Here is a 12,006-nt window from a genome sequence, read left to right on the forward strand (position 1 = left end):
CACATTGTCTGTAGTTTTAATTTTATGTTTTAAACCTGTTCAGGTGGTAGCAGAAAGATAGAAACATCTGCTATATATTTTTTCAACAAGTAGTTGTCATGAACTTTTCTTTTAGGGGTTTCATCAAAAAGAGGCAATAATTTGTAGTTAGAAACAACAAAAACCGATTTTACTTCTTTAATATGCTTTGAATGTTCCTCTTCTTCCGTAATATTAATAGCAACATTGGTTTCATTTCGAGCATTAATCACACATATAATAATGGTTGAAAACTGAAATAAAATAAAAATCGCTAAAACTAATCTGGTAAAAAATTTCATATGGCGAATTTAAAAAATAAATTTTGTTTCAACTACACATTAACATTCATTTATAAAAAAACTCCTTAAAAGTATTTTTTTTTAAGGAGTTTATTTTTTTTATCGTTCGTATTTGCAACAACTATGCAGATTATCGTAGTCTTTATTGGTTGCTTTTACCGCATCTGTATCGTGACCTACTTTTGCAATGGCTTTTTTCACATCAAGAACGGTAGTTTTTTCTTCGTTTAAAATAAGGTTTAACTGATGTGTTTCGATACTCCAAGTTGCTGTTTTTACGCCAGAAACTCCCAAAGCTACTTTTTGAATTCGCTTCTGACATTGTTCGCAATTACCATTTACTTCAATAGTATATTTGGCATTTTTATTCTTTTTCGCTTCTTGTGCATTCATAGAAAACCCAAGAAAAGAAATCATTAGTATTAAAATTATATTTTTCATTTTTATTGATTTTAAAATTGTTATTGACATTGATTTTTGATATTGAAAACTATTTAATCTTAAATCGCAAACCTGCATAATACATTTGTCCAAAAACTGGAGCATATACAATACTACTATCAAAACTTGTTCCAAAAGGATTGTCTGCTCCTAAAATTGCTTTTTCCTGTTTGTAATTACCCATGTTTTCGCCACCAACATACATTTCGAATGTTGAAGAAAAAGTTCGTGTAATTTGGGCATTCATTAACGAATAAGATTTAGAAAAACCAGACAACCTATCCTGAATAGGATTTGTTGTCGTGTTTGGCAATTGTTGTTTCCCAATCCAATTGAAAGTATAATCAAATTTCCATTGTTGTCCTTTATCTTTAATATGTGTTTCAAATTCTAAGTTTGCAAAAAAGCGTTGTTGTGCTTGCAATGGTCGCTGAAAACTACCCGAATTATAATCGGTTTTATTGTCATAAAATTTATACGACGTTCTTAAATTTAGATGTTTTATAATTTCTAAATTAAATTCGAATTGCAAACTATTGGCAAACGATTTCCCTTTCAAATTATAAAAATCGACTTGTTGCGCGCTTTCAAACAAATCGACCACAACTTGATTCTGAAAATCGGTTCTATAGAAATCGACAGAAACATCGGCGCTTTTTGTAAAAATTTTAAATTTCTGTAAAAAACCAGCACCATAATTCCAAGCTATTTCAGGATTTAGTCCGTAAATTTTCCCATTAGTATCTAAAATATTAAAACTTCTAGAACTTCCGAAAAGTTGTTGATTTTCGGCAAAAATATTAGCCGAACGTTTTCCTCTTCCTGCCGAAAATCGCAAAACACCACCTTCCCAAGGATTGTATCTAGCGTGAAGTCTTGGTGTTGCAAAAAACCCGAGTCGGTTCTGATAATCTAATCTTCCACCTAAAATAATGCTAAAATTATCGGTATTATCATAAGTATATTCTAGGAAAGCACCAAGAGAATTGTCTTTTCGGCTATAATCATTTGTGTTTACAAATTCCTTGTATTCGTCGGAAGTAAAATTTAATCCTGTCGAAAACTTATTCATCGTATTGCTAATTATCGAATTGAAAATTAGGTTCGAATAAAAACTATTTTGCTTGATATTATATTGTATTAACCCAAAATACGATTCTTGATTATGCGAATTATAAGCATTTTGAAAACCGATGCTTTGGTATGGCATTTCTGGCCAAACGTATCCAATTTTTGATGAAAAATCGAAACGTTGCGTATTTATTTCAGAACCCCAAGAACTGGTCGTTAATTTATCTGTATTTGGATTAAAATTAACTTGACCTGTTTGTTTTTCGTCATTCATATATCTGAAATTCAAAAAACTAACCCAGCCTTTTTCGGCATTTGTATATTGCCAACGGTTCAGAATATTTATCTGATTTCCCAACGGATTATCCAAAAAACCATCATTATTCATGTCGTTTTTAGACAGACGATTGTTTCCGTGAACGAATAAACTAGTTGCCCATTTGTCTGACAACTTCTTATTCAAATGCGTGTTTATTTCCATTCTAGAATCGGTCGAGCCATATACATTCAAAAAAAACGGAATGTCTTTTATGGGTTTTAGCAATTCGGTATTTATTTGTCCTGAGATACTTTCGTACCCATTTATTACGCTTCCCGCTCCTTTTGTAATCTGAATACTTTCCACCCAAGTTCCAGGTGTAAATGACAATCCGTAAGCTTGCGAAGCACCACGAACAGAAGGAATATTCTCTTCGGCAATTAATAAATATGGACTTGTAAGTCCAAGCATTTTTATTTGCTTGGTTCCTGTTAAAGCATCGGAAAAATTAACATCGATTGATGGATTTGTTTCGAAACTTTCGGCGAGGTTGCAACAAGCTGCTTTTAGCAACTCATGACTAGATAAAACTGTTGTATTTGTTGTTTTGAGTAATGATTTTTGAAGTTTTTTTCGTCCCAATTCTATTTTTACAGTTTGTAATGTGTCTTGTGCAAAAACAGGAAACGAAAGTAAAACAACAAAAAATAGCATTGTATTTTTCATTGTAAATTATTTAATGTTTAAAATTCGATGAGTTCGAGTTAAAACATTAAAGTTAGGCGTAGAAAATGAGTTGACAATTCCGCATAAAAATGGGCGGAAGGTTAGCATTACAAGTATAAGAGGTTACGTTTTCTTTCTTGAAAACTGTTTTTTTGTCAAAAACAATAGGCTTCCAATCTTGTAATATAAAAGGAGTATTTATTTCAAAACTAATTGTTTTTACAATCGAATTTTGGACTTTTTTATCAAATTTTATAACTTTATCATTACAACAATTCGATTTTTTTTCGGCAATTCCGCAACAATCGTCTTCAGGATTTTGATTAAAAAACGGATTATTTATAGAAACCGAATCAATCTCATCTCCACAATAATGCACATTAAAAGCCAAGCCAGCATTGGAAACCAATAGTAGCATCGCTAATAAAATACTGATGTGTTTTCTAATTTTCACTTCGCAAAGTTAAGTAATTAATTGAAGGACAAAAGCCAATGATTTGTTATTTTTTCTCTGTTTCTTTTTGAAAATAAAAAGCTGGAATAAAAAGCAAAATAAAAATAGGCTGAATAATAAATCTTCTGACGTAAAAAAGTGTCGTTTTGTGACTTTCATCGAAAAAATTTAAAACAACGAAAAATAAAATCATCAACAGAACGAAAAACAACGCATATAAAATTGATGAAAATTTAACCAAATTTAAATCTTTAAAAATAACATATAAAATTGTTATTGAAATTATTGTATTGATAAAATACCTGAAAAACAAACTCAAAAATAATTTTAAAGATATTATTTCAGGATAAACCGAAGCGTTTTCTTCTTTAAAGTAATTCAGAAATGGATCATAAAACAACTCATCTTCGAAAGCACGAACTAATGCCAATAATCCAACTAGAAAAACTAATTGAATGATTTTAAATTTATTATTTAGTAGTTTTTGTAGCATATTTCGAAAATTTATTAACCCAAATTACCCACAAAATAAATACTGCTCCGTAAATTATTAAGGGAAAAATTACACCGTGCAAAATATGTTCTTGCGCTGGATAATAATATAGTAGAACACTTAAAATTATGATTCGAAGTATGTTTAAGATGTAAATAAATAAACTTCCAAAAAAAATAAAAAGCACTGTTTGTTTTAGTTTTCCAGAAAAAGCAATCACAAACGAAATAAATAAAATAATCACGCTAATCGCGTTACAGCCTTCAATAATTGTGGCGGCAATCTTATTGTTGTAAACAATATTATAATGCATATAATCGCTAACAACTGACAACTTTATGCCTATTAAATTTGAAAATTTCCCTGTTAATACTGAAACGTTTTCAGTTATTCCATCTATACAATCATCACAAGAAGTTCCTATATAAATTCGATAAATAAGAGTAAATACAAAATACGCCAAGAAAAATTTCCCTAGAAAAAGCAAAAATGGTTTGTATTGAGTGAAATATTTTTTCAAAATAGAAATTTTAACAAATTTATATAAAAATTAGAACCAGCTTTAAATACTTTTGCATAAAATTAGAAATTATGACTTTCGAAGCATTAAAACCAAAAGTAACTGAAATTACGACAAACACAGCATTTTCTCGAGATGAAAAATTATTGAAAGTTTGCGAATTGTTGGAGGCAAACATCACTTATTATACTTGGGTTGGATTTTATTTTGCCAATCACGAAACAAAAACTTTACATCTTGGCCCTTATGTTGGGGCAGAAACTGACCATACTGTAATTCCTTTTGGGAAAGGAATTTGCGGACAAGTAGCGGTTTCTAACGAGAACTTTGTCGTGCCAGATGTTGCGGCGCAGGACAATTATATTGCTTGCAGCTTTACTGTAAAATCGGAAATTGTAGTTCCTTTATTTGTAAGCGGAAAAAACATCGGACAAATAGATATCGATTCTAATGTTTTAGATCCATTTACTAAAGCTGATGAAGAATTTTTAGAATTTGTAAACGAACAAATTGCATTGCTCTTTTAAACAGATAGATTTAATATTATAGAATCCGTTAATTTTATTAATTAACGGATTTTTTTATTTCCAATGCTTAATAGAATTCCAAATTAAATTGTTTAATTTTGTTTAACTTTATTTAATTTTAATTAAACAGAATAATGCCAATTTCACAAAAAACAAAATTAGACGACATTGCAATTGACAGAATTATTGAAATGGCTTGGGAAGACCGAACTCCTTTTGATGCTATAAAATTTCAATTTGGGCTGACCGAAGCCGATGTAAAAGCGTTGATGAAAAAAGAACTCAAGTTTTCTAGTTACAAACTTTGGCGAAAGCGTGTTGAGAATTGCAAAACCAAACATCTTGACAAACGTTTTGAAGGAATTGACCGTTTCAAATGCAAACTGCAAAGAGCTATTTCTAATAATAAAATATCAAAACGATAATAAAATGGATAATAAAATACCTGATAGTATAGCTTTTTCGGAAGAAAAAGGATACAACTCAAATATTTTACCTTATGCAACAACAGTTGGCGCACCAGTAATAAAGACTGATGATGTTGTGGCTTGGAAAAATAGAGGCATACATAATGTGAACAAAGAGTTTGAAAACAAGTTTAACGAACTCAAGTTACAATATCAAAAATTAATGGAGGAATACCAGTGGAACGATATGGTTTATAATGCCCAATTTTCGTTCGAACCCGTTATTGGCGAGATTTATCATTTGTATACTGGCAATGACGGAATAAACTTTTTATCATTAATTTCTCCGCAAGAATGGAATAAAGAACATATTGCTACTTTCAAGCTAAATAGCGACAAAAAGTGGTTAATCTTAAATCAGAAAGACAGCTTATTTTCTTAAAATGATAGGATTTTCAACCAATTTTATAACATCAAAATTGTAATGCAAAAACATATTTCTTCGACAGAAATAATGAACATGGAAAAACAAGAACGTGTTCATTTTATTAATAGTTTGGGTGGTTTTAAAAGTGTTTCGTTGTTAGGAACGACAAATAATAACGGACAAACTAATTTGGCGATTTTCAGTTCTATTTTTCATATTGGAGCCAATCCTCCATTAATTGCGGTGGTTTTTCGTCCAAGTCCGCCAGAACGAGATTCGTTAAGAAATATCTTAGAAACTGGTTTTTATACTATAAATCATATCAACGAAAATATTTATAAACAAGCACACCAAACTTCAGCTCGTTATGATGCTGATATTTCCGAATTTGATGCGACTAATTTGACACCAGAATATAAAAATAATTTTAAAGCACCTTTTGTAAAAGAAAGTAATATACAACTCGGCGTTGAATTTAAAGAAAAAATAGATATTACCATCAATAACACTATTATGATTATTGGAGAAATTAAAAAAGTTTATTTTCCAGAAAATTGTCTATGCGAAGATGGATTTTTAGATTTAGAAAAAGCAAATACCATAACTTGTTCTGGTTTGGATAGTTATCACAAAACCATCAAAATAAGTCGTTTAAGTTATGCGAAACCAGATAAAGCAATCACATCTATAACCTAAGTTTTGAATAAAAAAGCTATCAATATTGTTTGGTTTAAGCGAGACTTACGTTTCACAGATAACGAAGCGTTATTTCACGCACATCAATCTGATTTACCTTTATTATTGATTTATATTTTCGAGCCTTCAGTTATGAATTATGATGATGCCGATGTGCGCCATTGGCGATTTATTTACGAATCGATTCAAGAATTACAAAAAAAATTAAATCCAACAAATAATAAGATCTATTTTTTTCATAACGAAGCAGCGTTCGTGTTTTCAGAAATTATCAAGAACTTCGAAGTAAAAACCATTTTTTCGCATCAAGAAATTGGTAATAAAATCACTTTCGATAGAGATATTGCGATGCAAGCCCTTTTTCAGAAAAATAATATTATTTGGAAAGAGTTTCAACTACACGGTGTGATTAGAAAATTAAAATCGAGACAAAACTGGGATAAGCGTTGGGAAAATGTGATGCGAGGTGAAATTAAAATTTTGAAAATTGAAAATTTAAAGATTGAAAGATTAGAAGAATCTTTTTACAGAGAAATAAAAGGCGAAGAATTAGCTTCAGCAATCACCATTCCAAATAAAAATTTCCAACAAGGTGGCGAAACTTTGGCTTGGCGTTATTTAGATAGTTTTGTAAAAGAACGTTATGTCAATTATAGTAAACACATTTCAAAACCAGCTTTAAGTAGAAAAGGTTGTAGCCGATTATCACCTTATTTAGCGTACGGAAATATCAGTATGCGAGCGGTTTATCAATATACCAATCAGTTTTATGAAACTTCAAAAAACAAACGAGCGATTCTCAATTTTGTCTCGCGATTACATTGGCATTGTCATTTTATGCAAAAATTTGAAGACGAATGTGACATGGAATTTCAAAACGCCAATCGCGCTTATGATAGTTTAGTCAAACCTAAAAATGAAGTATATATAAAAGCTTGGCAAGAAGGCAAAACAGGTGTTCCAATTGTTGATGCTTGCATGCGATGTTTAGTAACAACAGGTTATATTAATTTCAGAATGCGTGCCATGGTAGTTTCGTTTTTTACGTTCAATTTATGGCAAGATTGGAGAGAACTGCATTTTTTAGCCCGACAATTTTTAGATTACGAACCTGGCATTCATTATCCACAAATTCAAATGCAATCGGGAACAACTGGAATTAATACGATTCGAATATACAATCCAATTAAAAATTCGGAAGAACACGATTCGGAAGGTGTTTTCATCAAACAATGGTTACCTGAATTAGCTGAAATTCCAGTTTCATTACTTCACGAACCGTGGAAAATGAACGACATGGAACAACAATTTTACAATTGTGAAATCGGAGAGAATTATCCAGAACCAATAGTAAACATTGAAGAAACCCGAAAATACGCCAGCGATATTGTTTGGAGTTTTCGCAAAAAAGAGGAAGTGAAAGAAGAAGGAAAAAGAATCTTACAAAAACACGTAACAAACCCAAATAAACCTAAAAATGCGAGGAGTAAAAAAACAAAACCTACCCAATAAAATTTGTTTGGTGTGTCAAAAACCTTTCGTTTGGCGCAAAAAGTGGGAAAAAGTTTGGGACGAAGTAAAATATTGCAGTGATAAATGCAAAATGAATAAATAATTTGTATTTCCACAAGGTTTTAAAAAAATTGCAGGAAAACTAAAGTAAAAATATGAAAACAGCAATAGTTTGGTTTAAAACCGATTTACGAGTAGAAGATAACGAAACACTTATTAAAGCTATTTCACAAAGCGAACAAATAATACCTGTGTATTGTTTTGACGATTCCCATTTTGAAACCACATCTTACGGATTCAAGAAAACAGGAAGTTTCAGAACTCAATTTTTATTGGAAGCATTAGAAAATTTAGATGATAATTTAAGAAAATTAGGTTCCGGATTAGTAATTACAAAAGGAAAACCAGAAGTTGAAATCCCGAAAATCGTACAATATTATAAAGCACGAAAAGTTTTTGTAAAACGAGAAGTCGCTTTTGAAGAAAGAAAAACCGAAAAATTAGTTCAAGATAAATTGTTTAAATTACGTTGTGAAATCGAAACTTTTAGCACTAGTACTTTATATCATGCCGAAGATTTACCATTTTCTATCAAAAATATTCCAGATGTTTTTACCAATTTCAGAAAAAAAACAGAACAAGATGCTACAATTAGAAAACCATTTGAGAAACCAAAACAAATCTATTCTCCATCAATTCCAGTTTTAAATTTACCAACTTTAATAGAATTAGGTTTAGAATTTTCTGAATTAGATTCTCGTGCCGCAATCCATTTTAAAGGAGGAGAAACTGAAGCGATAAAAAGATTAAATCATTATTTTTTTGAAACAAAAAACTTATCAATTTATAAAGAAACTCGAAACGGAATGGTTGGCGAAGATTATTCATCTAAATTTTCAACTTGGTTGGCTTTAGGCTGTATTTCTCCCAAATTTATTTACAATGAAATTAAAAAATACGAATTGCAATTTGGCGCAAACGAATCAACCTATTGGTTGGTTTTTGAATTGATTTGGCGTGATTTCTTTCGATTCATGTTCAAAAAATACCAAACCAAATTTTTCTTATATTCTGGGATAAAAACCGAAAAAGTAAACTCAAAATCATTAAATGATAAATTACTTTTTCAATGGATAAATGGTAAAACCACTTCTGATTTTATCAATGCCAACATGCTCGAATTGAAACTTACAGGTTTTATGAGTAATCGTGGACGACAAAATGTAGCCAGCTTTTTTTGCAACGAACTCAATATGGATTGGCGTTTTGGAGCTGCCTATTTTGAACAGCAATTAATAGATTACGATGTGTCCAGCAATTGGGGAAATTGGGCCTATTTAGCCGGAGTAGGCAACGACCCTAGAGGTCATCGCTATTTTAATATCGAAAAACAAGCCAGCGATTATGATAAGAGCCGAGAATTTAGAAATTTATGGTTGAAATAAATCTGCAAAATATTGGTACTTCAAAAAATAATTGTACTTTTGCACTCGAATCCGAGAAACGGAATTCATACATAAAAATCATTAAACAAATATTGGAATGTATTTAACTAAAGAGATTAAAGAAGAAATCTTCGCTAAACACGGAGAAAAAACAAACACAGGTAAATCAGAAGCGCAAATTGCTTTATTCACATTCAGAATTAGCCACTTAACTGAGCACTTGAAAAAAAATCGTCACGATTATAACACTGAACGTTCATTAGTACTTTTAGTAGGTAAAAGAAGATCTTTACTAGATTACTTGAAGAAAAAAGAGATTAACAGATACCGTGAGATTATCAAAGAATTGGGTATTAGAAAATAATCAATAGTAAAGAGGTGCGAAAGTGCCTCTTTTTTTATTTAGATTTTGGGAATTTAGATTCTAAGCTTTCATTTATCTAATCGTCTTAAAAAAGTTAGTTTTTCATTGGGTTTTAGGCATTAACTACGCAACAACAACACAACTAGAACCCATGTTAAACTTAAAAAAGGAAAATTTATGATTCCACAATTATTTGTAGAAAAAATCGATTTAGGTGATGGCAGAAGCATCACAATCGAGACAGGTCGTTTGGCTAAACAAGCTGACGGATCTGTAGTAGTAAGAATTGGTAAAACTGTTATTTTAGGAACAGTTGTATCTTCAAGAAAAGCAAGTCCAGGTATCGATTTTTTACCGTTAACGGTAGATTATCGCGAAAAATTTGCAGCAGCAGGTCGTTTTCCTGGTGGTTTCTTCAAAAGAGAAGCGCGTCCAAGTGATAGCGAAGTGCTAACCATGAGATTAGTTGACCGTGTTTTACGTCCACTTTTCCCATCTGATTACCATGCAGAAGTTCAAGTTATGATTCAGTTAATGTCTCATGATGATGAAGTTATGCCGGATGCATTAGCAGGATTAGCAGCTTCGGCAGCACTTGCTTTGTCTGACATTCCTTTTGAAACTTTAATTTCTGAAGCTAGAGTTGGAAGAATTGACGGTAAATTTATCATCAACCCATCTCGTGCACAATTAGAATTGTCTGATATTGACATGATGATTGGAGCTTCAACAGATTCTATCGCCATGGTAGAAGGAGAAATGAAAGAAATTTCAGAAGCAGAAATGCTAGAAGCAATTAAATTTGCACACGAACATATTAAAGTACAAATTGCTGCTCAAGAAAGATTGGCTGCAGCTTTTGGAAAAAAAGAAGTTCGTACTTATGAAAAAGAAAAAACTGACGATGCTATTTATGCAAAAGTAAAAGCAGCAGCTTACGATAAAATTTACAACATTGCTAAAGTTGGCTCAGCTAAACACGAACGTTCGGCTGCATTTGACGCTGTAAAAGAAGAAGTAAAAGCATTATTTACAGAAGAAGAATTAGCAGAAAATGGAGACTTAGTTTCTAAATATTTCTACAAAACTAATAAAGAAGCTGTTCGTAATGTAACTTTAGATTTAGGAACTCGATTAGACGGAAGAAAAACTACAGAAATTCGCCCAATTTGGTGTGAAGTAGATTATTTACCATCTGTTCACGGTTCTGCATTGTTTACACGTGGAGAAACTCAAGCATTGGCAACTGCAACTTTAGGAACTTCTAGAGAAGCAAACCAAATTGATTCGCCATCTGAACAAGGAGAAGAAAAATTCTATTTACACTATAATTTCCCACCATTTTCAACAGGAGAAGCACGTCCTTTAAGAGGAACTTCAAGAAGAGAAGTTGGTCACGGAAACTTGGCACAAAGAGCCTTGAAAAATATGATTCCTGCAGAAAATCCTTATACAATCAGAATTGTTTCTGAAGTATTGGAATCGAATGGTTCGTCTTCTATGGCAACAGTTTGTGCTGGAACATTGGCGTTAATGGATGCAGGGATTCAAATGATTCGTCCAGTTTCTGGAATTGCAATGGGATTAATTACTGACGGTGATCGTTTTGCAGTTTTATCTGATATTTTAGGTGATGAAGATCACTTGGGAGATATGGACTTTAAAGTAACTGGAACTTCTGAAGGAATTACAGCTTGCCAAATGGACATTAAAATTGATGGATTGAAATATGAAATCATGGAACAAGCATTAGCTCAAGCTCGTGATGGTCGTTTGCACATTCTTAATATACTTACCGAAACGCTAGCTACTCCAAAAGCTGACGTTAAAGTATATGCTCCAAAAATTATCATGAGAACTATTCCTGGTAACTTTATTGGTGCGTTAATTGGACCTGGAGGAAAAGTAATTCAAGAATTACAAAAAGCCACTGGAACAACTATCGTAATTAACGAAGTTGACGAAATGGGAGTTGTTGAAATTCTAGGTACAGATCCTGCTGGAATTGAAGCTGTATTGGCTAAAATTGAGTCAATTACTTTCAAACCACAAATGGGAGAAGCTTACGAAGTAAAAGTAATTAAAATGCTAGATTTTGGTGCAGTTGTAGAATATACTGCTGTTCCTGGAAACGAAGTATTATTACACGTATCTGAGTTAGCTTGGGAACGTACAGAAAATGTTGCCGATGTTGTAAACATGGGCGATGTATTTATGGTAAAATATCTAGGTTTAGATCCTAAAACTCGTAAAGAGAAAGTATCTAGAAAAGCCTTGATGCCAAGACCTCCACGTGAGGAGAAAAAAGAGTAATCAGATCTTATAGTTTACTAAAGGTTTATTT

The 12,006-nt window shown here is 31.8% G+C and carries 15 protein-coding genes; 9 read left to right on the forward strand and 6 right to left on the reverse strand.

Annotated elements, in window-relative coordinates; all coding sequences use genetic code 11:
* Positions 1 to 29: 29 nt before the first annotated feature.
* The 6 genes from BM053_RS02125 to xrtF all read right to left on the reverse strand — a co-directional run bounded on the left by BM053_RS02125 (position 30) and on the right by xrtF (position 4,284).
* Positions 30 to 320 carry a hypothetical protein gene (locus BM053_RS02125; protein WP_091473492.1) on the reverse strand — a complete coding sequence of 97 codons (291 nt, stop codon included), beginning with the start codon at positions 318 to 320 and terminating at the stop codon, positions 30 to 32.
* 99 nt (positions 321 to 419) lie between these two features.
* Positions 420 to 761 (reverse strand): heavy-metal-associated domain-containing protein, encoded by a 342-nt coding sequence (locus tag BM053_RS02130; RefSeq protein ID WP_091473744.1) that lies wholly within the window; start codon positions 759 to 761, stop codon positions 420 to 422.
* 49 nt (positions 762 to 810) lie between these two features.
* On the reverse strand, positions 811 to 2,817 hold the full coding sequence (locus tag BM053_RS02135; RefSeq protein ID WP_091473495.1) for a TonB-dependent receptor plug domain-containing protein: 2,007 nt from the start codon (positions 2,815 to 2,817) through the stop codon (positions 811 to 813).
* Positions 2,818 to 2,869: 52 nt separating this feature from the next.
* Positions 2,870 to 3,271, reverse strand: a complete 402-nt coding sequence (locus tag BM053_RS02140; RefSeq protein ID WP_244148497.1) for an HYC_CC_PP family protein — start codon at positions 3,269 to 3,271, stop codon at positions 2,870 to 2,872.
* 46 nt (positions 3,272 to 3,317) lie between these two features.
* Positions 3,318 to 3,764 (reverse strand): exosortase F system-associated membrane protein, encoded by a 447-nt coding sequence (locus BM053_RS02145; protein ID WP_091473497.1) that lies wholly within the window; start codon positions 3,762 to 3,764, stop codon positions 3,318 to 3,320.
* Positions 3,742 to 4,284, reverse strand: a complete 543-nt coding sequence (gene xrtF / locus BM053_RS02150; protein ID WP_091473498.1) for an exosortase family protein XrtF — start codon at positions 4,282 to 4,284, stop codon at positions 3,742 to 3,744. The genes BM053_RS02145 and xrtF overlap by 23 nt, the downstream gene beginning before the upstream one ends.
* A 71-nt stretch (positions 4,285 to 4,355) precedes the next feature.
* Between xrtF and BM053_RS02155 the strand changes: the two genes are divergently transcribed.
* The 9 genes from BM053_RS02155 to BM053_RS02195 all read left to right on the forward strand — a co-directional run bounded on the left by BM053_RS02155 (position 4,356) and on the right by BM053_RS02195 (position 11,975).
* The gene (locus BM053_RS02155) at positions 4,356 to 4,811 is read left to right on the forward strand and encodes a GAF domain-containing protein (RefSeq protein WP_091473500.1); all 456 of its coding nucleotides are present in this window, start codon (positions 4,356 to 4,358) and stop codon (positions 4,809 to 4,811) included.
* A 134-nt stretch (positions 4,812 to 4,945) separates the two neighbouring features.
* Positions 4,946 to 5,236 carry a TIGR03643 family protein gene (locus tag BM053_RS02160; RefSeq protein ID WP_091473502.1) on the forward strand — a complete coding sequence of 97 codons (291 nt, stop codon included), beginning with the start codon at positions 4,946 to 4,948 and terminating at the stop codon, positions 5,234 to 5,236.
* Positions 5,237 to 5,240: 4 nt separating this feature from the next.
* Complete coding sequence (locus BM053_RS02165) at positions 5,241 to 5,660, forward strand: DUF2452 domain-containing protein (RefSeq protein ID WP_091473504.1); 420 nt, start codon at positions 5,241 to 5,243, stop codon at positions 5,658 to 5,660.
* A 42-nt stretch (positions 5,661 to 5,702) separates the two neighbouring features.
* Positions 5,703 to 6,341: a flavin reductase family protein gene (locus BM053_RS02170; protein WP_091473507.1), complete on the forward strand. Its 639-nt coding sequence runs from the start codon at positions 5,703 to 5,705 to the stop codon at positions 6,339 to 6,341.
* A 3-nt stretch (positions 6,342 to 6,344) separates the two neighbouring features.
* Positions 6,345 to 7,853, forward strand: a complete 1,509-nt coding sequence (locus tag BM053_RS02175; protein ID WP_091473509.1) for a cryptochrome/deoxyribodipyrimidine photo-lyase family protein — start codon at positions 6,345 to 6,347, stop codon at positions 7,851 to 7,853.
* Positions 7,819 to 7,956, forward strand: coding sequence for a DUF2256 domain-containing protein (locus BM053_RS02180; protein ID WP_091473512.1), 138 nt, complete (start codon positions 7,819 to 7,821; stop codon positions 7,954 to 7,956). The genes BM053_RS02175 and BM053_RS02180 overlap by 35 nt, the downstream gene beginning before the upstream one ends.
* Before the next feature lie 52 nt (positions 7,957 to 8,008).
* Positions 8,009 to 9,298 carry a DASH family cryptochrome gene (locus BM053_RS02185; protein WP_091473514.1) on the forward strand — a complete coding sequence of 430 codons (1,290 nt, stop codon included), beginning with the start codon at positions 8,009 to 8,011 and terminating at the stop codon, positions 9,296 to 9,298.
* Between the two features lie 97 nt (positions 9,299 to 9,395).
* Positions 9,396 to 9,662: a 30S ribosomal protein S15 gene (rpsO, locus tag BM053_RS02190; protein ID WP_091473515.1), complete on the forward strand. Its 267-nt coding sequence runs from the start codon at positions 9,396 to 9,398 to the stop codon at positions 9,660 to 9,662.
* A 177-nt stretch (positions 9,663 to 9,839) separates the two neighbouring features.
* On the forward strand, positions 9,840 to 11,975 hold the full coding sequence (locus BM053_RS02195) for a polyribonucleotide nucleotidyltransferase (RefSeq protein WP_091473516.1): 2,136 nt from the start codon (positions 9,840 to 9,842) through the stop codon (positions 11,973 to 11,975).
* Positions 11,976 to 12,006 lie beyond the last annotated feature (31 nt).

Source organism: Flavobacterium swingsii, from assembly GCF_900111965.1.
Classification (GTDB): Bacteria; Bacteroidota; Bacteroidia; order Flavobacteriales; family Flavobacteriaceae; genus Flavobacterium; species Flavobacterium swingsii.

Bases quoted from the DNA above. Each gene is read 5' to 3' on its own strand.
- BM053_RS02125 (WP_091473492.1), bottom strand. From the start codon at position 320: ATGAAATTTTTTACCAGATTAGTTTTAGCGATTTTTATTTTATTTCAG.
- BM053_RS02130 (WP_091473744.1), bottom strand. From the start codon at position 761: ATGAAAAATATAATTTTAATACTAATGATTTCTTTTCTTGGGTTTTCT.
- BM053_RS02135 (WP_091473495.1), bottom strand. From the start codon at position 2,817: ATGAAAAATACAATGCTATTTTTTGTTGTTTTACTTTCGTTTCCTGTT.
- BM053_RS02145 (WP_091473497.1), bottom strand. From the start codon at position 3,764: ATGCTACAAAAACTACTAAATAATAAATTTAAAATCATTCAATTAGTT.
- BM053_RS02155 (WP_091473500.1), top strand. From the start codon at position 4,356: ATGACTTTCGAAGCATTAAAACCAAAAGTAACTGAAATTACGACAAAC.
- BM053_RS02160 (WP_091473502.1), top strand. From the start codon at position 4,946: ATGCCAATTTCACAAAAAACAAAATTAGACGACATTGCAATTGACAGA.
- BM053_RS02165 (WP_091473504.1), top strand. From the start codon at position 5,241: ATGGATAATAAAATACCTGATAGTATAGCTTTTTCGGAAGAAAAAGGA.
- BM053_RS02170 (WP_091473507.1), top strand. From the start codon at position 5,703: ATGCAAAAACATATTTCTTCGACAGAAATAATGAACATGGAAAAACAA.
- BM053_RS02180 (WP_091473512.1), top strand. From the start codon at position 7,819: ATGCGAGGAGTAAAAAAACAAAACCTACCCAATAAAATTTGTTTGGTG.
- BM053_RS02185 (WP_091473514.1), top strand. From the start codon at position 8,009: ATGAAAACAGCAATAGTTTGGTTTAAAACCGATTTACGAGTAGAAGAT.
- rpsO (WP_091473515.1), top strand. From the start codon at position 9,396: ATGTATTTAACTAAAGAGATTAAAGAAGAAATCTTCGCTAAACACGGA.
- BM053_RS02195 (WP_091473516.1), top strand. From the start codon at position 9,840: ATGATTCCACAATTATTTGTAGAAAAAATCGATTTAGGTGATGGCAGA.